At 66.6% G+C, this 22,161-nt stretch carries 18 protein-coding genes and 1 riboswitch; of the genes, 9 read left to right on the top strand and 9 right to left on the bottom strand.

From position 1 onward, the window contains the following. Positions 1-259 precede the first annotated feature (259 nt). From ACO056_RS16090 to ACO056_RS16075, 4 genes are all read left to right on the top strand, one after another. Complete coding sequence (locus tag ACO056_RS16090; protein ID WP_421848527.1) at positions 260-1,201, top strand: OmpA family protein; 942 nt, start codon at positions 260-262, stop codon at positions 1,199-1,201. A gap of 261 nt (positions 1,202-1,462) precedes the next feature. Then, positions 1,463-1,639 carry a hypothetical protein gene (locus ACO056_RS16085; protein WP_421848525.1) on the top strand — a complete coding sequence of 59 codons (177 nt, stop codon included), beginning with the start codon at positions 1,463-1,465 and terminating at the stop codon, positions 1,637-1,639. A 102-nt stretch (positions 1,640-1,741) separates the two neighbouring features. Continuing rightward, positions 1,742-2,332, top strand: coding sequence for a 3-isopropylmalate dehydratase small subunit (leuD, locus tag ACO056_RS16080; RefSeq protein WP_421848523.1), 591 nt, complete (start codon positions 1,742-1,744; stop codon positions 2,330-2,332). 354 nt (positions 2,333-2,686) lie between these two features. Then, positions 2,687-3,685: an NADPH:quinone oxidoreductase family protein gene (locus tag ACO056_RS16075; protein ID WP_421848521.1), complete on the top strand. Its 999-nt coding sequence runs from the start codon at positions 2,687-2,689 to the stop codon at positions 3,683-3,685. Positions 3,686-3,766: 81 nt separating this feature from the next. Here ACO056_RS16075 and ACO056_RS16070 read toward each other — a convergent pair whose 3' ends face one another. Together ACO056_RS16070 and ACO056_RS16065 are read right to left on the bottom strand one after the other, a co-directional pair. Then, positions 3,767-4,177, bottom strand: a complete 411-nt coding sequence (locus tag ACO056_RS16070; RefSeq protein ID WP_421848519.1) for a DUF2147 domain-containing protein — start codon at positions 4,175-4,177, stop codon at positions 3,767-3,769. 2 nt (positions 4,178-4,179) lie between these two features. Further along, a complete protein-coding gene (locus ACO056_RS16065; protein WP_421848517.1) occupies positions 4,180-4,860 on the bottom strand; it encodes a trimeric intracellular cation channel family protein in 681 nt (226 codons plus the stop codon). A gap of 98 nt (positions 4,861-4,958) precedes the next feature. On the opposite strand from ACO056_RS16065, the gene ACO056_RS16060 reads away from it, so the two are divergent. After that, positions 4,959-7,187 carry a putative bifunctional diguanylate cyclase/phosphodiesterase gene (locus ACO056_RS16060; RefSeq protein ID WP_421848515.1) on the top strand — a complete coding sequence of 743 codons (2,229 nt, stop codon included), beginning with the start codon at positions 4,959-4,961 and terminating at the stop codon, positions 7,185-7,187. Positions 7,188-7,532: 345 nt separating this feature from the next. Here ACO056_RS16060 and lpdA read toward each other — a convergent pair whose 3' ends face one another. The 7 genes from lpdA to ACO056_RS16025 form a co-directional block, all read right to left on the bottom strand. After that, positions 7,533-8,933: a dihydrolipoyl dehydrogenase gene (lpdA, locus tag ACO056_RS16055; protein WP_421848513.1), complete on the bottom strand. Its 1,401-nt coding sequence runs from the start codon at positions 8,931-8,933 to the stop codon at positions 7,533-7,535. A gap of 6 nt (positions 8,934-8,939) precedes the next feature. Beyond that, a complete protein-coding gene (locus ACO056_RS16050) occupies positions 8,940-9,407 on the bottom strand; it encodes a hypothetical protein (protein WP_421848511.1) in 468 nt (155 codons plus the stop codon). A 7-nt stretch (positions 9,408-9,414) separates the two neighbouring features. After that, positions 9,415-10,638, bottom strand: coding sequence for a 2-oxoglutarate dehydrogenase complex dihydrolipoyllysine-residue succinyltransferase (gene odhB / locus ACO056_RS16045; RefSeq protein WP_421848509.1), 1,224 nt, complete (start codon positions 10,636-10,638; stop codon positions 9,415-9,417). A gap of 30 nt (positions 10,639-10,668) precedes the next feature. Further along, complete coding sequence (locus ACO056_RS16040; protein WP_421848507.1) at positions 10,669-13,509, bottom strand: 2-oxoglutarate dehydrogenase E1 component; 2,841 nt, start codon at positions 13,507-13,509, stop codon at positions 10,669-10,671. A gap of 254 nt (positions 13,510-13,763) precedes the next feature. Beyond that, complete coding sequence (mdh, locus tag ACO056_RS16035; protein ID WP_421848505.1) at positions 13,764-14,726, bottom strand: malate dehydrogenase; 963 nt, start codon at positions 14,724-14,726, stop codon at positions 13,764-13,766. Positions 14,727-14,945: 219 nt separating this feature from the next. Further along, a complete protein-coding gene (locus ACO056_RS16030) occupies positions 14,946-15,320 on the bottom strand; it encodes a hypothetical protein (protein WP_421848503.1) in 375 nt (124 codons plus the stop codon). Between the two features lie 195 nt (positions 15,321-15,515). Next, on the bottom strand, positions 15,516-16,649 hold the full coding sequence (locus ACO056_RS16025) for a cell wall hydrolase (protein WP_421848501.1): 1,134 nt from the start codon (positions 16,647-16,649) through the stop codon (positions 15,516-15,518). A gap of 333 nt (positions 16,650-16,982) precedes the next feature. Next, a riboswitch (cobalamin riboswitch) is annotated at positions 16,983-17,186 on the top strand. A 329-nt stretch (positions 17,187-17,515) separates the two neighbouring features. Between ACO056_RS16025 and ACO056_RS16020 the strand changes: the two genes are divergently transcribed. From ACO056_RS16020 to ACO056_RS16005, 4 genes are all read left to right on the top strand, one after another. Further along, on the top strand, positions 17,516-19,381 hold the full coding sequence (locus ACO056_RS16020; protein ID WP_421848499.1) for a TonB-dependent receptor plug domain-containing protein: 1,866 nt from the start codon (positions 17,516-17,518) through the stop codon (positions 19,379-19,381). Between the two features lie 143 nt (positions 19,382-19,524). Next, on the top strand, positions 19,525-20,439 hold the full coding sequence (locus tag ACO056_RS16015; RefSeq protein WP_421848497.1) for an ABC transporter substrate-binding protein: 915 nt from the start codon (positions 19,525-19,527) through the stop codon (positions 20,437-20,439). Further along, the gene (locus tag ACO056_RS16010; RefSeq protein ID WP_421848495.1) at positions 20,436-21,398 is read left to right on the top strand and encodes a FecCD family ABC transporter permease; all 963 of its coding nucleotides are present in this window, start codon (positions 20,436-20,438) and stop codon (positions 21,396-21,398) included. Before ACO056_RS16015 ends, ACO056_RS16010 begins: the two co-directional genes overlap by 4 nt. Then, positions 21,395-22,132 (top strand): ABC transporter ATP-binding protein, encoded by a 738-nt coding sequence (locus tag ACO056_RS16005; RefSeq protein ID WP_421848493.1) that lies wholly within the window; start codon positions 21,395-21,397, stop codon positions 22,130-22,132. The genes ACO056_RS16010 and ACO056_RS16005 overlap by 4 nt, the downstream gene beginning before the upstream one ends. Positions 22,133-22,161: the final 29 nt, after the last annotated feature.

The raw sequence follows: 22,161 nt of genomic DNA, 5'->3' as shown, positions 1-22,161 counted from the left end.
AGCAACGGCTGGTCGATAGCGCCTGATCGGGCGGAATCTGGCGGCCTGCCTCTCCCACAACGTTCCGCCGCAGTACCCGCACGGCGTACCCTCGGCACGCCCCGTCTGAACCGCTCTGTTCATGTGGCAGAAAGCTTGCTCCAGCAGTGAGGAAGGCGAAGTCGTTCATCTTGGGGCCGCAAAACCTTGCTGTGCACCACTCGGCTTCCCCCGCGGCGCCCCCGCGCGGCGTCATGACAGAGCTTGAAGGAGTAGCCCGATGCGTGCCCCCACTTCCGCAAAGACCGGCCTTATGCTTGCCGCCGCGCTTGTCGCGTCGCTGCCGGCCGGCTCACTCGCGCTGGCGCAGGAACTCCCGCCGGTCGATCAAAACCAGGCCCAGCCGACCCAGCAGCCTGCCGCCAATTCCGAAATCCACACCACCGTTGCCCCTACCGGCGATACCGCCACCCTGCCCAAGGGACCGGACATCAAGGGCGTGATCTCGCGCCGCAGCGCAGACCGCATGGAAATCACCGCCGATGATGGCACCAAGACCATCGTCAACGTCAACGATTATACCAAGATCCGCTCGAGCAAGGGCCTGTTCGGCATGAGCCGCCAGCAGCTTGCCGCCAATGCCCTGCTCAATGGCCTCCCGGTCACGGTCCACACCTTGCAGTCGGGCGATGCGCTCATGGCCGCTGATATCCAGTTCAAGGACAAGGATCTCAAGATCGCCAACATGATCCGCACCGGCACCAAGCAGGGCTTCGAGGAGCAGACCGCTGCCACCGCCGAAGTCCGCACGATGACCGAGGCGCTGCGCAGCCGCTTTGGCGATATCGACGATTACAACATCAAGGCCACCACCAACGTGAACTTCGCCTCGGGCAAGACGCAGCTCACGCCGCAGGGCAAGGCCGATCTTTGCGCCACCGCCACGCAGGCGCAATCGATCAAGAACGCAGTCCTGCTCGTCGTCGGCTATGCCGATTCCAGGGGCAATGAAGATCTCAACCAGCGCCTCAGCGATCAGCGCGCCACGCGCGTTGTCAACTATCTGCAGCAGACCTGCGGCTGGAAGCCCTACCGCATGCTCACGCCCAGCGGCATGGCCACTGCCAATCCGCTGGCAGATAACAGCACCCCTGAAGGCCGCGCCCAGAACCGCCGCGTTGCAGTCAACGTGATGGTCAGCAAGGCCGTCGACGGGCTCTGAAGACGGTATTTCTCGCAGTGACGCAGAGGAAAACAGGATCGCAAAAAGGCAGCGCTACCCGGCGTGCCTCAGCGCTCTTGTTTCCTTTCGCGTCGCTGCGAGCAGCCACCCCTTCGTCTTCTCAGCCACCCCTTCGTCATTCCCGCGAAGGCGGGAATCCAGCGCCGCGCACCACATGCCTGCGGATAGCCACCTCCGCCCGCTTGCAATCCCGGTCTGCCAAGGCCACTTCCATGGCTTGCGGGATCAAGGAGCACGTCCGTGACCAAGAAGACCGATAAAGAGAGCAGCAACAGCTGGACGGGCCCCGCGGCCATTGCCGGCGCCGCAATCGGCTCGGCCGCGCTGGCCGCAGCCTTGCTCTATTCCTCGCGCCGCAAGGAACGCGCGGATAAGGCCAAGCCCAAGCCCCCCGTCGATCCCATCGATACGGACTGACCTCTAGCCCTCTGCCCTTCAGGGGAGAGGGTTGGGAGAGGGGGTGTTAGAGCAACGCTGAAGCCTTGCGTCCGGCCCGCCCCACCGGCTAAGGCCCACGCCATGGAACCCGTCACCACCATCGATGGCCGCGCCATCCCGTTCGGCCGCAAGAACGTCGATACCGACGTGATCATCCCTGCTGCCTGGCTCAAGACGATCAGCCGCGAAGGTCTCGGTCGCGGCGCGTTCGAGGCGATCCGCAAGGATCCGGACAACATCTTCGACAGCGCCGAGTTCAAGGGCTCCCCGATCCTCATCGCGGGTGACAACTTCGGCTGCGGTTCCAGCCGCGAACATGCCGCCTGGGCGCTGCTCGATCTCGGCATCAAGGCCGTCATCGCGCCATCGTTCTCGGATATCTTCTCGGGCAACGCCTTCAAGAACGGCATCGTCACCGTCGTCCTCCCGCAGGAAGCGATCGACCGCCTGATGGAAGTCGCGGTGACCGAGCCTGTCCATATCGACCTCGAAGCCCAGACCGTGACGACCCCGTTCCAGGATCGCTTCACGTTCGAGATCGACGCCTTCCGCAAGCACTGCCTGATGGGCGGCCTTGACGAAGTCGGCCTCACCATGGCGCGCGGCGACGCCATCAGCGCCTACGAAGCCAAAGCCAGCGCCGAACGCCCCTTCCTCGTCCACCCGGCGTAAGTTTCTCCACCCGGCACCCCAAGTCCGTTCGTGTCGAGCGAAGTCGAGACACCATGCGCCGCGCTTGATTGGTTTCGCGCAGAGGCGCAGAGGCGCAGAGAAGCCGTCTTGCGCCGCAGGCCTTTCATTCCAGCGGACCTGAAATAATGAGCGGCGCTGCAGCAGGCGCCACCCCTCTGCGCCTCTGCGCCTCTGCGCGATCCAATCTTCGTACCCGCTGCGCCCTCTTGCTCCTCTGCGTCCTCTGCGCGAACCCCTTAACCACCCGCTTAAAAAACCCTTCCCAAGGCCGCCAAAACGTGGCTCAAAGGCGCCAACCAAAGCACCGGAGAGATCGATGAAAGCCCCCAATCCATGAAGGCTCTGCGCACCCACGCCGTCGGCGGCCCCGAAACCCTCACGCTCGACGAGATCGACGCGCCCGTCGCCGGCCCCGGCCAGGTCGTCGTCGCGGTCAAGGCCTGCGCGATCAACTACCCCGATACGCTCATGATCCGCGACATGTACCAGTTCAAGCCGCAGCGCCCCTTCGCGCCGGGCGGTGAGGTCTCCGGGGTCATCGAAAGCGTGGGGGAGGGCGTCACCCGGTGGAAGGTGGGTGACCGCGTGATCGGCATGTGCGGCAACGGCGGCCTCGCCGAAAAGGTCGCGCTCGAAGCCGCCCGCATGTTCCCGCTGCCCGAAGGCGTCTCCTTCGAAACCGGCGCCTCCTTGCTGATGACCTATGGCACCACCATCCACGGCCTCAAGGATCGCGGCCGCATCAAGGCGGGCGAAACCATGCTCGTCCTCGGTGCCGCCGGCGGTGTCGGCATTTCCGCGATCGAGCTCGGCAAAGCCTATGGCAACCGCGTGATCGCCGCCGTCTCCTCCGAGGAAAAGGCCGCCGCCGCACGCGAAGCCGGCGCGGATGATGTCGTGATCTACGGCCGCCCGCCCTTCGACAAGGACCAGAGCAAAGCCCTTGCAGACGCGTTCAAGGCCGCCTGCGGGCCTAACGGCGCAGACATCGTCTACGATATCGTCGGCGGCGATTATTCCGAACCCGCCGTTCGCGCCATTGCGTGGGAAGGCCGCTTCCTTGTCGTCGGCTTCCCCGCCGGCATCGCCAAGCTGCCGCTCAACCTCACGCTGCTCAAATCCTGCGACGTCTGCGGCGTGTTCTGGGGCGCCTTCACCGCGCGCGAGCCCGAACGCAATGCCGCCAACGTCGCCGAACTCTTCGCCCTCCTCAAGGAAGGCCGCATCAACCCGCGCATCTCGGCCCGCTTCCCCCTCGAACGCGGCGGCGAGGCCATCGCCATGCTGGCAGACCGCAAGGCGGTGGGCAAAGTCGTCGTCACGATGGGGTGATTTTCTTCTCCCTCCCCATTTTTGCGGCACGCACAAATGGGGAGGTGGCCCGCCGCAGGCGGGTCGGAGGGGTAAGCCCCCCTACCGCACCTTCGCCCACACCTGAGTCTTGCACAGCGGCCACACCACGCAGCCCTTCACCACCAGCTCCCCCGGCGATTTCAGCGAAACTGTCGCCGCATATGTCCCGCCGTCGTTGGGATTGTAGATCGAACCCTTCCAGCTCCCGCCCGCAGGCTTCAGCCCCCGGAAGAGATACAGGCCCTGCAAAGGCCGCCCGCGCAGCGCCGGGTCCTTGTTGTTGCGGTCAAACCTGTCGTCCGCGTCCCCCGATCCGCCGATGATTTTCCCGCACAGACCGCCATCGCACTGCGAAACCTCGACCAGCCCGCCGCGTTCGGGCGTGCGCCAATGGCCATAGGGGCTCACCTGCTCCGCCGCCGCGCCGGCTCCCGCCAACATCAACGCCCCGGCCATCACAACTTTACGCATCGTCATTCCCTTCCGCGTCGCTGCCCATAGGCTGGCAGCGCCAGCTGCCAGTGGATCGCCGCGCCGCGTAGCCCAAATCCTGCCAGTGCCGCCAGCGGCCATACAGCCATATTGGAGAGACCGGCCATATGCCCGCCCGCGCAGAGCGCCGAAGTGAGCGCGGCGGGTGTCACATAAAGCTCGGGCCGCATGATGATCGAAGGCCGCCCGGCGATCACGTCGCGAATCACGCCGCCCACGCAGCCGGTGATCACGCCCATCATCGCGGCGGGCACCGGCGCCACGCCCAGCGCCAGCGCCTTCGCCGTTCCCAGCACGGCATAGGCGCCAAGCCCCGCCGCATCGGCCCATTCGATCACCCGCGTGCCATCGCCCTGCCACCAGCGCGCCGGGCTGAACCACACCAGCAGCGCCACGCCCAGGCACACCGGTGCGGTCCACGCATTGTGCACCCAGAACACCGGCGCGCCGATCAGCAGATCGCGCACCGTGCCGCCGCCCACGCCGGTTACCACGGCAAAGAACGCCATCGTCACAAAGGTTTGCCGCATCCGCGCGGCCAGCAGCGCCCCGCTCAGCGCGGTCACCGCAATGCCTGCGGGATCGAGCGCCGCGATCAGCGCGAACACGTCCGAGGCCGCCGCATGGGGCGGGGCAGGCAGCTGAAGCACAAGCGCAGTCATCGCGAGGGGCTTACCACCAAACTTAGGCTGAAAGTAACCAACTCGGGGCTAGAATAGAGCCGAACCGGCTTTTTCCTCCAACAGGCACTCTGCTTCAGGTGAAAAAACTGCTCAGGAACTGGACCACTGACAGGCGGGGCAACCGGCCTCAGCCCGATGCGCCCGCTCCTGATGAAGCGGCGCACCGGCTCGCTGTGTTCGAGGATATCGAGCGCGGCCATGCCGGCTGGTTCTGGGCCACTGATGCCGCCGGCCGCCTCAGCTACATTTCCCCCGCCGCCTGCGAACGCTTCGGCCTCTCCGCTGATGCCCTGATTGGCCAGCCGTTCACCAGCCTGTTTGAAACCGATCCCGAAAACCCCGGCGAACGTTCGGATCGCCCGCTTCAGTTCCTGCTTGGCGCCCATGTGCGGATTGCCGATGTCACCGTCCGCCTCATGCCCGATCGCTGCGTGCCCGGTACGCGCCCGGCATGGTGGGCGCTGTCCGGCCAGCCCAAGTTCGATGTGACAACGCCGGGCAGTGCCAGGTTGGAAGTAGGGGGCGCCTTCCACGGCTATCGCGGCAGCGCGCGCGATATCACGCTCGAATACGAACGCCGCATCGAGGATTCGCGCCTCGCGGAGTTCGATTCGCTCACCGGCCTTGCCAATCGCTACCGCATCACCCGCCGCTTCGATTCAATGCTGGCCGCGTTCAAGGGCACCCTGCGCCCTGCCACGCTGATGATGCTCGATCTCGATCGGTTCAAGCATGTCAACGATACGCTGGGCCACCAGGCGGGCGATGAACTGCTCCGCCAGGTGGCGCAGCGGCTCACCCGCGTCGTCGGCATCTCCGGCGAGATCGGCCGCCTCGGCGGCGATGAGTTCCAGATCCTGCTCGCCGATCAGGAAGATCGCGGCAAACTGGGCGAGCTGGCTGACAAGATCATCGCCGTCATTTCGCAGCCCTATTCGATTGACGACAACCATGTCGTCATCGGCGTCTCGATCGGCATGGCCATCGCCCCGTTCGATGGCACCGATCGCGAGGACATCGTCCGCGCTGCAGACCTTGCGCTCTATGCCGCCAAGCACGGCGGGCGCGGCCAGTTCCGCTTCTACTCGTCCGATCTCAAGGACGAGAAGGAAGAGCGCCGCCTGCTCGAAGAAGCACTGAAGGATGCGCTCGCGCTGGTCGCCGGCCCGGATGGCAAGCCGGATCCGGAAAGCTGGGAAGATCCCCAGCTCTCGATGGCCTACCAGCCCGTCGTGCGCACCGATGATCACACCGTTGTCGGCTTCGAGGCGTTGATGCGCTGGGAACACCCCCAACGCGGGACGATCCCGCCCACGGTGTTCATTCCCGTCGCCGAAGATACCGGCATGATCCTGGAACTCGGCGCCTGGGCGCTGCGGCAGGCCGTGCGCGATGCCGCACAGTGGCCGCATCCCTTGCGTATTGCGGTCAATGTCTCGGCAGTGCAGTTCGCCCACCCTGATTTTCCGGGCATCGTTGCCGATGCGCTCGATAGCACCGGGCTCGATCCCGATCGGCTCGAGCTCGAACTCACCGAATCCGTGTTCATGGGCGATAGCGAAGTAACCGACGGCGCCTTCAAGGCGCTCAAGGCTATCGGCGTCCGCCTCGCGCTCGATGATTTCGGCACCGGCTACTCCTCGCTCAGCTACTTGCGCGCCGCGCCGTTCGACAAGCTGAAGGTCGATCGCAGCTTCGTCGAAAGCTGCACGCTCAGCGATCAGAACAGCGCCAAGATCATCGCCGCGATCATTGGCCTCGCCGATGCGCTCGGCATGGAAACCACCGTCGAAGGCGTCGAGGCCTTCGATCAGCGCGATGTCGTCTGCGCCAAGGGCGCGCGCTTCATCCAGGGCTTCCTCTATTCGCCTCCGCTCGAACAGGAGGTGCTGCTCCACCGCATGGCCGCAGGCGAACTGCGCATCCCGCCCGATGGCCCGCAGCGCCACCGCCCGGAACGCCGCTCGGTCTATCGCCGCATCGGCGTGATCCACGAAGACCACCGATACGAAGCCCTGCTGCGCAATCTCTCGGCCACCGGCGCGCGCATCGAAGGCCTTGTCGGCGTACCCGTCGGCACCAGCCTCGTGCTCGATCTCGGCGCCGGCCAGCTCGCCGTCGTCACCGTCTCGCGCTCGGAAGACGCCACCATCGGCGTCGAGTTCGAAATCCCCCTCGTCAGCGACGGCGCCGGCGGCCTCGTCACCCGCTACCGCGCGAGCCCCTATGCGCTGGCATCTGCCGCCCGCATGGCCAGCACCAGCACCCCCCAGTTCCTCGAAGTAGAAGTCCGCAGACGGGCGTAGTGTGGCGGAACTGAAGTTCGGTTCCTCATTCAAAAGCTCTCGTCGGCCCGCGCTTGACACGGGCCGACGGGGATTTTCTGAACTGAGCTTCGGTTGCGGAGACCTAGACCTAGATCCTCCCCATTTTCACGGAGTGCAAATGGGGAGGTGGCAGCCCGAAGGGCTGACGGAGGGGTAATTCCTTCCCGGCACGGGGGCGGGGGACCACCAAAGGGGGTGGAGGCGCGCCCTCAGCAGGAAATAGTTTCGCGCAGAGACCGCAAAGATCGCAGAGAAGCGCCGGCAACCTGCCGCAGCCCCTCTGCGCCCTCTGCGCGAACCAATCTGCGGCAAGAGCCGCGCGCCTCAAATATGGATCGGCTTGCCGCCAATACCCATCGCCGCTTCCTTCAGCGCTTCGGCATGGGTCGGGTGCGCGTGGCTGGTATAGGCGATGTCTTCCGCCGTCGCGCCAAATTCCAGCGCCAAGGCGGCTTCCGCAATCATCGATCCTGCGACCGAGGCGATGCACCACACGCCGAGCACGCGCTCGGTCCTGGCATCGGCAATCACCTTCACGAAGCCGTCGGGCTCGTGGTTGGTCTTGGCGCGGCTGTTCGCCAGCATCGGGAACTTGGAAACCTTCACCTCGCCCTTCTCGCGCGCGGCCTCTTCGGTCAGCCCCACGCCCGCGATTTCGGGGAAGGTATAGACTACGCCCGGGATCACATTGTGGTTCACGATGCCCGTCTGCCCGGCGATGAACTCTGCCACGGCCACGCCTTCGTCCTCCGCCTTGTGCGCCAGCATCGGCCCCGGAATCACATCGCCGATGGCCCAGACGCCCGGCACCGAAGTGCGGAAATCATGCCCCGTCTCGATCTGCCCGCGCTTGTTCAGCTCAAGCCCGATCTTCTCCAGCCCCAGCCCATCGACAAACGGCCGCCGCCCGATCGCCACCAGCACGCAGTCCGCGCTCAGCGTCTCCGCCGCGCCGCCCGCCGAAGGCTCCACCGTCAGCGTCGCGGTCTTGCCCTTCACGGCAACGCCGGTCACCTTGGTGGAGAGCCTGATCTCCATGCCCTGCTTCTTGAAGATCTTGGCCGCTTCCTTGCGCACATCGCCGTCCATGCCGGGCAACAGCTGGTCGAGGAACTCCACCACCGTCACCTTCGCGCCGAGCCGCCGCCAGACAGAGCCCAGTTCCAGCCCGATCACTCCGCCGCCGATCACCACGAGATGCTCCGGCACTTGGCTCAGCGCCAGCGCGCCGGTGGAATCGACCACCACGCCCGCGTTGTTGTCCACCGTCACCCCCGGCAGCGGCGTCACGCTCGAACCCGTGGCAATCACCACGTCCTTCGCCGTAACCTTCTGGCCCGCCACAGAAACCGTGTGCGCATCCTCGAACGCGGCATAGCCCTTCAGCCAGGTCACCTTGTTCTTCTTGAACAGGAACTCGATCCCGCCCGTCAGCTGCTTCACCGAATCAAGCTTCTGCGCCTGCATCGCCGCCAGATCGAGCGTCACCGGCCCGGTCTTGATCCCATACTTGGCAAACGTCCCGTCCACCGCCTCGGCAAACTTCTCCGAACCATGCAGCAGCGCCTTGGAAGGAATGCACCCGACATTGAGGCACGTGCCCCCCAACGTCTCGCGCCCATCGGCGCAAGCCACCTTCAGCCCCAGCTGCGCCGCGCGAATGGCCGCAACATAGCCGCCCGGGCCGGCACCGATGATGAGGACGTCGTAGTCGTATTCAGCCATGGGAGATTACCTTTTCTGCGCCTGGACCCGCAGCGTCCGGCTCATATGCGTAACAATAGGGTCCCAGAATGCACGCTGGTCCGCAGGATAAGTCATATTCAGTTCAACGGTCTCGGTCGCATCGCTGGCGCCGACACGGTAGGTCCGACCGAACTTCTCGACATGGTAGACCACCTTGCCGTCCATGAGGCAGGAGTAGGCGAATATGTTCGTCCGGCTTATCCGATACGTGGCAGCGTTGGCACCGCAATCGACTGTTCGTTCGTTCACATGGGGCGTGGACCAGCTCAATTCAAAACTCGCCCGCGGGTCACCAAGCGCTACCTGAAAACTGTCGGCGTCAATTCGCTTTGCTGCTGCCGGAATCTCGATTGCCAGAAACTGATCGGTGAAGGGAACGAAGTGCAAGGGTTCCGCATTCGCGTGGAGGGGTAAGGCACCCGCCAGAAGCATGAACGCAAGAACCCCGCGCATAACGCCCTCACATATCAATCAGCAGCCGCGTCGGATCCTCGATCGCTTCCTTGATCGTCTTCAAAGCCGTCACTGCCTCGCGCCCGTCAATCAGACGATGGTCGTAGGAGAGCGCGATATACATCATCGGCCGCACCACGATCTCGCCATTTCGCACGACCGGCCGGTCCTCGATCCGGTGGAGGCCGAGCACCGCCGACTGCGGCGGATTGATGATCGGCGTGGACATCAGCCCGCCAAACACGCCGCCGTTTGAAATCGTGAAAGTGCCGCCCGCCATGTCGGCCATGGTCAGCGTCCCGTCGCGCGCCTTCTTGCCGTATTCGGCGATGGCCTTCTCGATTCCGGCAAAGCTCATCTTGTCGACATCGCGCACCACCGGCACGACCAGCCCATTGGGCGCCGAAACCGCGACCGAAATGTCCACGTAATCGAAGTAGACGATCTCATCACCCTGCAGCTGCGCGTTGACCGAAGGAATGTCCTTCAGCGCCAGCACCGAAGCCTTCGCGAAGAAGCTCATCAGGCCCAGCTTCACGCCGTGCTTCTTCTCGAACACGTCCTTGTACTTCGCGCGCGCTTCCATCACCGCGCTCATGTCCACGTCGTTGAACGTGGTGAGCATCGCGGCGGTTTCCTGCGCCTGCTTCAGCCGCTTGGCGATGGTCTGGCGCAGGCGGGTCATCTTGACCCGCTCCTCGCCCCGCCCGCCCGACGACGACACGGCCGCCACCGGAGCCGGGGCAGGGGCCGGAGCTGCCACCACCGGCGCGGGCGCGGCCTGCTTGGCCACTGCCGCCGCCAGCACGTCTTCCTTGGTCAGGCGCCCGTCCTTGCCGGTCCCGCGCACCGTTGCCGGGTCGATCCCGTGCTCCAGCACCGCGCGGCGCACGGCAGGCGAAAGCGCCGCCGCATCATCGACTGGGGCCGCCGGGGCAGGGGCCGCCGCCGCCGGAGCAGCAGCAGCAGGCGCAGGCGCGGCCGCAGCCACCCCGCTCGTCTCGATCAGGCCCAGCAGCGCGCCCACCGCCACGGTGTCACCCTCGGCAGCCACATGCGCGCCCATGATCCCCGCCACGGGCGAGGGCACTTCCACCGCGACCTTGTCGGTCTCGAGGCTGGCGATGGGTTCATCCACCGCCACCGCTTCGCCGGGCTGCTTCAGCCACTGGCCAACCGTCGCTTCGCTGACGCTTTCGCCCAGCACGGGCACTTTCACTTCGATAGACATAGATTGTCTTCCTGAGAAAATTGCGGCCGTTCAGGCCTTCTTCTTGGTCCGGCGCAGCTCGCCGCGCACCGAAAGCGAAAGCGCATTGCTCACCAGCGCGGCCTGTTCGGCGGCATGGCGCTTGGCAAGGCCCGTCGCGGGCGATGCTGCCGCCAGACGCCCGGCATAGCGCGCGCGCTTCACCTTGCTGTGCGCCGCCTTCAGCGATTCCTCGATCAGCGGCTCCACAAAGAACCACGCACCGTTGTTGCGCGGCTCTTCCTGGCACCAGACCACCTCTTCAAGGTTCGCCATGCGCGAAAAACGCAGCGCCAGCGGCTCACCCGGGAAGGGATAGAGCTGCTCCAGCCGGATGATCTGCGTATCGGTAATCCCCGCCGCATCGCGCGCCTCGATCAGATCATAGGCGACCTTGCCGCTGCACAGCACCACGCGCCGGGTATCCGCGTCGCTCGCCGGATTGAGGTCAGAAAGGATGCGCATGAAGTGCCCCTCGCCAACGAAGTCCGAAGCCTTCGATTTCGCCAGCGGATGGCGCAGCAGGCTCTTGGGGGTCATGATGATCAGCGGCTTGCGGAACGGCCGCTGCATCTGCCGCCGCAGCACGTGGAAGTAGTTCGCCGGGCTGGTGATGTTGCAGACCTGCAGGTTGTCCTCGGCGCAAAGCTGGAGATAGCGCTCCAGCCGCGCGGAGGAATGCTCCGGCCCCTGTCCTTCATAGCCATGCGGCAGCAGCATCACGAGCCCGTTGGCGCGCAGCCACTTGGCTTCCGATGCCGCGATATACTGGTCGATCACGATCTGCGCGCCGTTGGCAAAGTCGCCAAACTGCGCTTCCCACAGCACCAGCGTCTTGGGGTCCGCGCTGGCATAGCCATATTCGAAGCCCAGCACGCCGTATTCGCTCAGCGGACTGTCATGCACTTCGAACTTGCCGTGGGGCAGCGTCGTCAGCGGCACGTACTTGCGCTCGTCGGTCTGGTCGACCCACACCGCATGGCGCTGGCTGAACGTGCCGCGGCCCGAATCCTGGCCCGAAAGCCGCACGTTGAAGCCCTCGGTCAGCAGGCTGCCAAACGCCAGCGCTTCCGCCGTCGCCCAGTCGAAGCCCGCACCCTCGCCAAACATCGCCCGCTTGGCCTCGATCACCCGCGCCAGCGTCTTGTGGATGGTCAGGTCGTCCGGCACCGTCGTCAGCGTCCTGCCCAGCGCGTCGAAGCGCTTCTGGTCGATGCCTGTGGCCACGTTGCGCCGCGCGGTTTCCGGATCGGCCGGCTTGTTCAGCCCGCTCCAGCGCCCGCCAAACCAGTCGGCCTCGTTCGCCTTGTAGCTCTTCGACGCCTCGAACTCGTTCTCCAGCGTGGCGACGAAGCGGTCCTCGTTCTCGCCCTTCCAGTCCTTGTCGATCACGCCCTGCTCGATCAGGCGGCGCGCATAGACTTCCGAAACCGCCGGGTGCTGCTTGATCCGCGCATACATCAGCGGCTGGGTGAAGCTGGGCTCGTCGCCTTCGTTGTGGCCAAAGCGGCGATAGCACCACATGTCGACCACCACATCGCGGCCGAACTTCTGGCGATAGTCGATTGCCAGCTTGCACGCGAAGGTCACCGCTTCGGGATCATCGCCGTTCACGTGGATGATCGGCGCCTGCACGCCCTTGGCCACGTCGCTCGGATAGGGCGAACCGCGGCTGAACTGCGGGCTCGTCGTGAAGCCGATCTGGTTGTTGATGATGAAGTGGATGCACCCGCCGGTGTTGTAGCCCTTCACGCCGGAAAAGCCGAAGCACTCCCACACGATGCCCTGGCCCGCAAAGGCCGCGTCGCCGTGGATCAGGATCGGCAGCACCTGCTTGTGCTTGCCCTTTCCAATGTCATCGCGAAACGCCTGCTGCGCGCGCGCCTTGCCCAGCACCACCGGGTCCACCGTTTCCAGATGGCTCGGGTTTGGCTGAAGGCTCATGTGCACCTTGATCCCGTCGAACTCACGGTCCGTGCTGGTGCCGAGGTGATACTTCACGTCGCCCGAACCGCCGACGTCCTCGGGGTTCGCCGTACCGCCGGAAAACTCGTGAAAGATCACGCGGTAAGGCTTGGCCAGCACGTTCGCCAGCACGTTCAGCCGGCCACGGTGCGCCATGCCGTAGATGATCTCGCGCACGCCCAGCTGCCCGCCGTACTTGATGACGGCCTCGAGCGCCGGGATCATCGATTCCCCGCCATCGAGGCCGAAGCGCTTGGTGCCGACGTACTTCTTGCCGAGGAACTTCTCGTACTGTTCGCCGCGCACCACCGCCGCCAGAATGGCCTTCTTGCCGTTGGGGGTGAAGTCGATGCTCTTGTCGCCGCCCTCGATGCGGTCCTGCAGGAACTTGCGTTCCTCCACATCGGCGATGTGCATGTATTCAAGGCCGACCTTGCCGCAATAGTTGCGCTGCAGCACGCTGACGATTTCGCGCGGGGTCGCCCACTGCATGCCCAGCACGCCGCCGACAAACACCTTCTTGTCGAGGTCGGGGCCGACAAAGCCGTGGTATTCCGGGGTAATGTCCGCCGGCAGCTCCTGCCGTGCCAGGCCCAGCGGATCGAGGTCCGCCGCAAGGTGCCCGCGCACGCGGTAGGTGCGCACCAGCATCATCGCGCGGATCGAAGCGCCTGCCGCGGCTTCCAGCGCCGCTTCATCCAGCGGAGCGCCGGCAGCCTTCGCGGCCTTGGCGATCTCCACTTTCAGCGCCATCGGATCGAGCGCGCGGGTCAGGTCGTCGCCCGCGCCGGGATCGGTCACCGGCCAGCGCTGCGAAGCCCACGAAGGCCCTGCTTGCGGACCCTCCTGCAGCGGATCCACTTCGAAAGCGCGCTCTTCGTAACCCATATCTCACTCCTCTCGCCCCGGGGAGGGTGGGGCTTCGGACCATCCGGCACGGCTTTCGCGCACCGGTCACTTTCCCGCGGGCGTGTGCGCCGCCCGGAATACTAACCATGCAAACCCGCGCTGCTGCGGGGTTTACCCGTGTCCCGGCAAAAGGAGCGCACTCCCGGGCCCACGTAAAACTTCGTAGCTGAACGGGGCGCGAACCTGCTGCGGGCAGGTCTTCGCGCCCCGGTCCAGCTCTCAGGCGAGCCCGCTCAAGAGAGCGAGGGGTCGATCCCCTTGCACGCCACCAGCAGTTCCTTCACCGCATCGACCGAAACCTGCAGGCCGGCCTTGTCGGCCTCGTCCAGCTCGATCTCGATGATCTTTTCCACGCCGCCAGCACCGATCATCACCGGCACGCCCACGTAGAGGCCGTCAACGCCGTACTGGCCATCGACATAGGCCGCGCAAGGCAGGATGCGCTTCTGGTCGCTGAGATAGGCTTCGGCCATCGCGATGCCCGAAGTGGCGGGCGCATAGAACGCCGAGCCAGTCTTGAGCAGGGCCACGATCTCGCCGCCGCCGCTGCGGGTGCGCGCCACGATCGCGTCGATGCGCTCCTGCGTCGAAAGGCCCATCTTGACGAGGTCGGGGACAGGGATGCCGTTGACGGTCGAATAGCGCGTCACCGGAACCATCGTGTCACCGTGGCCGCCGAGCACGAACGTGTTCACGTCCTTGACCGAAACCTGGAATTCATCGGCGATGAAGTGGCTGAAACGCGCCGAATCCAGCACGCCCGCCATGCCCACCACCATGTGATGCGGCAGGCCCGAAAATTCGCGCAGCGCCCAGACCATCGCGTCGAGCGGGTTGGTGATGCAGATCACGAAAGCGTTCGGCGCATTGGCCTTGATGCCTTCGCCCACGGCCTTCATCACCTTGAGGTTGATGCCCAGCAGGTCATCGCGGCTCATGCCCGGCTTGCGGGCGACACCGGCGGTCACGATGATCACGTCCGCGCCTGCGATATCGGCATAATCGTTGCTGCCGGTGATCTTCGCGTCAAAACCCTCAACCGGCCCGCACTGCGAAAGATCCAGCGCCTTGCCCTGCGGCACGCCTTCGACCACGTCGAACAGTACGATGTCGCCGAGTTCCTTCTGCGCCGCGAGGTGCGCGAGCGTACCGCCGATGTTGCCGGCGCCGATCAGCGCGATTTTCTTGCGAGCCATGCCTATGCATTCCTTTCCCGGATACGCGGGACACGCGGCCATGCATGGCCGCCCGAGAGCTACCGCCATAAGGGCCTCCCGCGTCCCGCATGACGGGAAGGAATCCAAGCGGATAGGAGCGACCTAAGCCTGCAGGATGGTGATTGCAAGGCGCAAAAACCCGCACGAGTCGGGTTTTTGTGATAACAGTTCGCAATAGCAATAGGTGTTTCGGGTGGCTCAGGCCTGCAAGCTGGCCCGTGCCGCAAATGCGCGTTCCATTGCTCTGGCCATCGGCCCATCGAGCATCGCGCAGACCGCGATCCACCACTCGGCCCCGGCGCTGTCGCCGCTGCCCGCGGCGATTTCCGCCGCCTCGCACGCGCGCTGCGCTGCGGATAGTCCGTGCGCGGCAAACAGCCGCAGTGCTGCGGCGAGCAGTGCTTCCTCGTGGGCATCCTGATCGTTCGCGCCCGCGGTACGACCGCGCACGGCGGCGCCGTTGTCGTTGGCCGCGCGCGGCACCCGCAGCGAGCGGGGGCGAACCGCGCCCCAGTTCAGCCGCCAGTGCAGGCACGGCGAGATCATCCCATAGCGAGGGGCAAAGTGCAGCATGGGGGGGCTCTCCTCGAGTGGTGCGGTGAGCAGGGTCTACCAAGCGCGAATGAACAGAGCCTTCGCCCTTAGGGTAAAGGCAATACTAACTCTAGTTTATGGGTGGTAAAGCCCTTAAAATCAGCGGTTTGCTTGGCCGGAAAAGTTGTCCGCAGGCAGTGACCGCAGGCAAACTACACCCGAATCGGACTAAACTCAGCCCCCCGGCTGGGCAATCCACTTGCCCGCATTCTCGTATGCGGGATTGACCGTTGAGCCCCCCGGCAGCTGCCCGGCGCGGTAGAGCGCATCGCCCCCGCGCGCCTCGACTGCAGGCGCAAACTGAGGGCCACCGGTGGCGCCACCACCGCGCTGCTCGCCGTAGCCCGGCAGCGGCATCTGGCCGAACGAAGCCGCATTGCGCCCCGCCGCGCCCGGACCCGCCTGCGCAGTCTTGAGCGCCTCGATCCGTCCGGTCTCGAAAGCCTTCTCCAGCTGGATCGGATCAGCCACGTCCGCCGCCGCCGGAGTCCAGGTGCGCGGATGCGGCGCTGCGAGCGGCTCGCCCCCGGCATAGACCGCCGAGAACGCCGCCGGCCGCCCCGCCGCGCCGCTCCAGCGGTAGAACCGGTGCGCCCCGATCGTCCCGATGAACGCCAGGCTGTCCGCCCAGTAGGGATGCACCGCGCTCGTATGATAGTGCGTTGCCAGCCCCACCGGCGCATAGACATAGCCCGCCAGCGCATCCGCCGCCACGCGCCGCGCCCGGTCCCAGAACACCGCCATGGGCTTCCTCGCCAGCGATCCGTCGCAGGCAAAGCTGAACTGGCAGCCCGGCCGCTCCGATCCCTGATAGACCACGCCGCACACCGTCTTGGGCCAGGCCGGATGCGCCACGCGGTTGAGCACCACTTGCGCCACCGCGCGCTGCCCCGCATCGGGCTCGCTCGCCGCTTCATAATAGATCGCCGCCGTCAGGCACTGCAGCGCGCGGCTTTGGTCAAGGCTCGTCCCGTGCAGCATGATCGGCCGCGCCGCCGGTCCGCTTCCGGTGATCGGAGCCGCATCATCGCCATGGATCTGCGCCAATTGCGCATCCCACGCGGATTTCGCCGCATCGGGCGCGAGCATGCCCGTGTCATCGTTCGCCAGATAATAGAACGCCGAACCCGGGAAGCTGTCCCCCGGCCGCTCGAATGGCTGCAACCCGTCCCGCGCCTGCGCCGAAGGCACCCCCGGCGCGATCCAGCCCGGCCCCGCCAGCCACAGCGCAAACCCCAGCACCGCCACACCCGCGATTCCCGCCCAGCGCTTGAATTTCGCCTCCCGCTTGCGCGAAGGGGTGGGCATGTCACGGACAACCGGCGCCTCAATCATCGGCGCCACAGGCGTGGCCACTCGCCGAGGCGCCAGGGCCTCAGGCGGCAGTTTCACCGGCCGGTAGTCAATGATCAGTGGCATAGGGCAACAGCACTCGGAGCAAGGCACATCAGCACTACGGCACCCGCCCGCGCCCCGCACCTCGCCATTTCACCCCGTCCCGCTAAGGCACACCCCCCTGCCAGAGCGTTAACGCACCCGATCCGCCCCATTTTCACGAAGTGCAAATGGGGAGGTGGCCCGCGCAGCGGGTCGGAGGGGTTCTCCTTCTCCCACTTGCCCCAAAGTGCATGTCCCGCTACCACTCCGCCCGACGCCACCGGTGCCCGCAGCAGCGGGCTAAGAGGGAATCCGGACAAGTCCGCAAGGATCTGATCCCGGAGCTGCCCCCGCAACTGTGCCCGGATAGCGCCCTGTCCATCATGCCACTGGCCGCAAGGCTGGGAAGGCGGGCAGGGGGCGATGACCCCGGGCGAGCCAGGAAACCTGCCGGTGTGTGGTCGTTCCGCGGCCGGGCGGGGTGTACCGGACGCATGCGAGAGAGGCGCGCCAGCAAGGCCCCGCGTCAACTCCCGCCATGGACGGCAACGTCCATGGGCCCGTGGAGAACCGCAATGAACTCACGTCACAAAACCCACCCGCAACTCCCCCAAACCCGCGCAGACCACCAAACCCATCCCCAAACCCCGTCTACCCTGAGCTTGTCGAAGGGCTGTCCTTCCTTTGCGGCCCACGCGGCGCTCCAGAACAAGAACGATCCTTCGACAAGCTCAGGACGGACGGGGTCTGGCGGTGCGTTCCGCGTGCTTCTGGCAGCGGGATGGGCTTGCGCAGCGTTGGCGATAGCAACAACCGCGCAGGCGCAGACCAAAGCGAGCGAAGAACTGCCGGAGCCGGACATTTACGAATTTCCATCTCGGATCCGCCCAGAAACCATCACCGTCATCGCCACCGGCAGCCCCCAGCGCCTCGACCAGACCGGCCAGCCCATCACCGTCCTCACCGCCGCCGATCTCGCCCGCCTGCAAGGCCCCGACGTGACCCGCGCGCTCGAACAAGTCCCCGGCCTCACCCTCAGCCGCAACGGCGGCCCCGGCGCCTTCACCGGCGTCCGCCTGCGCGGCTCCGATTCCGAACAGGTCCTCGTCCTCATCGACGGCGTCCGCGCCGAAGACGTCTCCGCCCCCGGCGCCGGCTTCGATTTCGGCACGCTCACCACCGGCGGCATCGAACGCATCGACGTCCTGCGCGGCTCCAACTCGGTGACCTGGGGCAGCGCGGCGCTCGGCGGCGTTATCGCCATCCAGACCCGCGAACTCAATGGCTATGAGGCCAGCGCCGAAGGCGGCAGCCGTGGCAGCTTCGCCGGAGACGCTGCCGCCGGTCTCGCCAAGGACAAATACGCCCTCTCGCTCACCGGCGGCTACACCACCACCGATGGCATCAGCGCTGCCGCCATCGGCACCGAACCCGATGGCGCGCGTCAATGGCACCTCGGCGGCAAGGCCCGCCTCGATCTCGCCCCCGGCCTCTCGTTCGTGGCAAACGCCCGCTACGCCGATACCCGCACCGAGATCGATGGCTACCCCGCGCCCGATTACACGTTCGCCGATACCCCCGAATACCAGATCACCCGCCAGCTCTCCGGCCGCGCCGGCCTGCGCTACGAAGGCGCGTGGCTCACCCTGAACTCGGGCTTCGCCCTCTCCGATACCAAGCGCGATTATTACGATCCCACCTTCGGCACCGCGCCGTCGTACGGCTATCGCGGCCGCAGCGAACGCGCCGATCTCACCGGCCGCGCCACGCTTCCCGCAAACTTCGCGCTCGATTTCGGCGCCGACAGCGAATGGACGCGCTACTCCGGCACCTTCGATGCCGAACACCGCGCCCGCCAGACCAGCGGCCACGCCATGTTCGGCTGGTACACTGATGCCATCTCGCTCGCCGCCGGTCTGCGCTACGATGATCACAGCCGCTTCGGCAACGCCACCACTCTCGGCGCCAACGGCACGGTCCGCCTCGCCCAAAACCTGCGCCTGCGCGCCAGCTACGGTGAGGGCTTCAAGGCGCCCACGCTGTTCCAGCTCCTCTCGGACTACGGCAACACCGCCCTCCAGCCCGAACGCAGCCGCAGCTACGACGCTGGCCTCGAATACAAGAGCGGCCCCGTCACCGCTGCGCTCACGCTCTATCGGCGTGACAGCCGCAACCTGATCGCCTTTGTCTCCTGCTTCGGCGAGAGTACCGGCATCTGCACCAATCGCCCTTTCGGCACCTATGACAATGTCGGCAAGGCCCGCGCCGAAGGCGCCGAGGCGGAGCTTACCTTGCGCCCGGTCAGCACCGTCACCTTGCGCAGCCTTTACACCTGGACCCGGGCCAGAGACCGCACCTCGGGCAACGATCTCGCCCGCCGCCCGCGCCATGCGCTCACGCTCAGCGGCGATTGGGAAACCCCGCTCGCCCATCTTGCGCTCGGCGCAGACCTCAGGCTCACCAGCAACAGCTTCGATGATGCGGCGAACACCGTGCGCCTCCCCGGCGGCCCCGTCGCCACGTTCCGCGCCAGCCTGCCGGTGAACGACCGCTTCACCCTCTACGCCCGCGTCGAAAACCTCTTCGACAACCGCCTCCCCACCGCCGCCGGCTACGGCGCCATCGGCCGCGGCGCCTTCGCCGGCCTCAGAGTGCGCTACTGATGGCCAGGCCCACCCCCGGGTCCTCCCCATTTTTTCCTGAGCTTGTCGAAGGGACAAATGGGGAGGTGGCCCGCCACAGGCGGGTCGGAGGGGTATCCTTCCTCCTTCCCCCCCTCCTCTTGCACGGAGGGGGCCGGGGGGTGGTGCTGGCCGCACTCGCAGCCCTCACCGCCTGCACCCAAACCCCCACCACCAAAACAACCCACCGCATCCCCACGATCGTCAGCCTCAACCCCTGCGCCGATGCGATCCTCGCCGAGGTAACGCAGCCCGGCCAGCTCCTCGCCCTCTCGCACTATAGCGCCGATCCGCGCGCCGCCTCGATCGATCCGGCGAAAGCCCGCCAGTACCACACCACGCGCGGCACGCTCGAAGAAGTCCTCGCGCTGAAGCCCGATGTGGTGGTGGATAGCACCTTCGTGCCCCCCGCCACCGCCGCCGCCTATCAGCGCCTCGGCCTTCGCCTTGAGACGCTCGGCATCGCCAGCACGGTCGAGGAAAGCCGCGCCCAGATCCGCCAGCTTGCCGCGCTCGCCGGCAACCCGGCCAAGGGCGAGGCGCTCATTGCCCGCATCGAAACCGTGCTCGCGCAGACTGCTCCCGCGCCCGGCACGCAGCCCATTCCCGCGCTCGTGTGGGAGCCCGGCGGCATCGTCCCGGGGGACAACACGCTGATCGCCGATCTTCTGCGCCGCACCGGCTTTGCCAATTTCGCCGCCGCGCGCGGCCTCGGTCAGGCCGATCAGCTTCCGCTCGAACGCGTCCTCGCCGATCCCCCGCGCGTCATCCTCGCCGCCGGGTCAGACCGCGCCTTGCGTCACCCCGGCCTCACGAACCTCACCGGCACCGCCCGCGCGAGCCTCGATCCCCGCCTGCTCTACTGCGCCGGCCCCACCATCATCCCCGCCGCCCAGCGCCTCGCCGAAGTGCGCCGCACGCTCCCGCTCCTCCCCATTTTTGCGCAGCACAAATGGGGAGGTGGCCCGCCGCAGGCGGGTCGGAGGGGTCCTTTCCCCCTCAGTTTGTCCCAAGCGCTACCGAGCCCGAACCCGGCATGACCCGCCCCATCGCTCTCCTCATCGGGCTCCTCGCGCTCGCCATTCCGCTCAGCCTTCTCGCCGGGCAGGTCTGGCTGAACCCGTTTGCCCCGCAGGCGCCCAACGCCTTCGTCATCCTTGCCGAACTGCGCGCCCCTCGCACCGCGCTTGCGCTTGTCATCGGTGCCGGCCTCGGCGCGGCAGGCGCCGCGATGCAGGGCTATTTGCGCAATCCGCTTGCCGATCCCGGCCTGTTCGGCGTTGCGCCCACCGCCGCGTTCGGCGCGGTGCTCAGCCTCGCGCTCGGTCTCGGCGCGCTGCTTCCGCTCGCGTCGCTGCTTGGCGCCGCCGCCGCGATGGCGGCACTCGCGCTGATCGCGGGCAATGCCAGCGGCCAGAACAGCACCACGCTGTTCGCGCTCGCCGGGCTCATGCTCGCCAGCCTCTCGGGAGCGCTCACCAGCCTCATCATCAGCCTCGCGCCCAATCCCTTCGCTCTCAGTGAGATCGTCACGTGGCTCATGGGCAGCCTTGAAAGCCGCGCCTGGTCCGATGTCCTGCTCGCCGCGCCGCCCACTGCGCTGGGCCTGCTGCTGCTCGCCCGCGCCGCGACCGCGCTCGATGCGCTCACCCTTGGCGAGGAGACCGCCCGCTCGCTCGGCGTGAACCCCACGCGCCTGCTCTGGCTCATGGTGCTCGGCACGGGCCTTGTCGTCGGCGCAGGCGTGGCGGCTGCGGGGATCATCGGCTTTGTCGGCCTGGTCGTCCCGCATCTCCTGCGCCCCTTTACCGATCAGCGCCCCTCCAGCCTGCTACTGCCCAGCGCGCTCGGCGGCGCGCTCCTCCTGCTCATCGCCGATTGCCTCTGCCGCCTGCTGCCGCTCGCGGGCGGGGAACTGCGCATCGGCATTGCTCTCAGCCTCCTTGGCGCGCCATTCTTCCTGCGCCTGCTCCTGCGCCTGAGGAGCGAACTCGCATGATCCTTGCTGCCGAAAACCTCACCGTCCCCGGCCGCCTCACCAGCGTCAGTGCAGAGCTTCGCCCGGGCCAGCTCACGGCCATCTGCGGCCCCAATGGTGCAGGCAAGACCACGCTGCTGCGCGCGCTCGCCGGTCTCGAATCCGCGTCCGACCTTGGCCTCGTCACGCTCGGCGGAACCCCGCTGGAGGCCATGCCCTCGCGCACCCGCGCCCAGACCATCGGCTATCTCCCCCAGCAAGCGGCGCCTGCATGGAACCTCACCGCCGAAGCGCTTGTCCGCCTCGGCCGCCTGCCGCATCGCACCGCCCGCGCCGAAGACGATGCCGCCGTCCACGCCGCGCTGGCCGCGCTCGATGCCACTCACCTCGCGCCGCGCGGCATCCACACCCTCTCCGGCGGCGAGCGTGCCCGCGTTCTCCTCGCCCGCGTTCTCGCCGGCCAGCCCCGCTGGGTCCTTGCTGACGAACCACTCGCCAGCCTCGATCTCGCCCACGCCGCCGCGCTCCTCGCGCATTTCCGGGGGCTCGCGGATCAGGGCATCGGCGTCGTCCTGGTCGTCCACAGCCTCGCCCACGCCATGAACCACGCAGACCGCGTCATCGTCCTCCACCGCGGCCACATCGCCGCCGATGCATCGCCGCAGGCCGCCTTGTCCGAAGAACTCATCGAACACGTCTGGGGCGTCCACGCCCAGTGGACCGGCCCCACCGGCGCCCGCGCCCTCTCCCTCTAGCCGCAAGCCCTCTCCCCTTCAGGGGAGAG

The sequence above is a fragment of the Novosphingobium sp. genome (genome assembly GCF_965228995.1).
Taxonomy (GTDB): domain Bacteria; phylum Pseudomonadota; class Alphaproteobacteria; order Sphingomonadales; family Sphingomonadaceae; genus Novosphingobium.
The sequence above is the reverse complement of the archived record's forward strand: the minus strand, read 5'-3'. Positions and strand labels throughout refer to the sequence as shown.

Bases quoted from the DNA above. Each gene is read 5' to 3' on its own strand.
- ACO056_RS16090 (WP_421848527.1), top strand. From the start codon at position 260: ATGCGTGCCCCCACTTCCGCAAAGACCGGCCTTATGCTTGCCGCCGCG.
- leuD (WP_421848523.1), top strand. From the start codon at position 1,742: ATGGAACCCGTCACCACCATCGATGGCCGCGCCATCCCGTTCGGCCGC.
- ACO056_RS16075 (WP_421848521.1), top strand. From the start codon at position 2,687: ATGAAGGCTCTGCGCACCCACGCCGTCGGCGGCCCCGAAACCCTCACG.
- ACO056_RS16070 (WP_421848519.1), bottom strand. From the start codon at position 4,177: ATGCGTAAAGTTGTGATGGCCGGGGCGTTGATGTTGGCGGGAGCCGGC.
- ACO056_RS16065 (WP_421848517.1), bottom strand. From the start codon at position 4,860: ATGACTGCGCTTGTGCTTCAGCTGCCTGCCCCGCCCCATGCGGCGGCC.
- lpdA (WP_421848513.1), bottom strand. From the start codon at position 8,933: ATGGCTGAATACGACTACGACGTCCTCATCATCGGTGCCGGCCCGGGC.
- ACO056_RS16050 (WP_421848511.1), bottom strand. From the start codon at position 9,407: ATGCGCGGGGTTCTTGCGTTCATGCTTCTGGCGGGTGCCTTACCCCTC.
- odhB (WP_421848509.1), bottom strand. From the start codon at position 10,638: ATGTCTATCGAAGTGAAAGTGCCCGTGCTGGGCGAAAGCGTCAGCGAA.
- ACO056_RS16040 (WP_421848507.1), bottom strand. From the start codon at position 13,509: ATGGGTTACGAAGAGCGCGCTTTCGAAGTGGATCCGCTGCAGGAGGGT.
- mdh (WP_421848505.1), bottom strand. From the start codon at position 14,726: ATGGCTCGCAAGAAAATCGCGCTGATCGGCGCCGGCAACATCGGCGGT.
- ACO056_RS16030 (WP_421848503.1), bottom strand. From the start codon at position 15,320: ATGCTGCACTTTGCCCCTCGCTATGGGATGATCTCGCCGTGCCTGCAC.
- ACO056_RS16025 (WP_421848501.1), bottom strand. From the start codon at position 16,649: ATGCCCACCCCTTCGCGCAAGCGGGAGGCGAAATTCAAGCGCTGGGCG.
- ACO056_RS16010 (WP_421848495.1), top strand. From the start codon at position 20,436: ATGACCCGCCCCATCGCTCTCCTCATCGGGCTCCTCGCGCTCGCCATT.
- ACO056_RS16005 (WP_421848493.1), top strand. From the start codon at position 21,395: ATGATCCTTGCTGCCGAAAACCTCACCGTCCCCGGCCGCCTCACCAGC.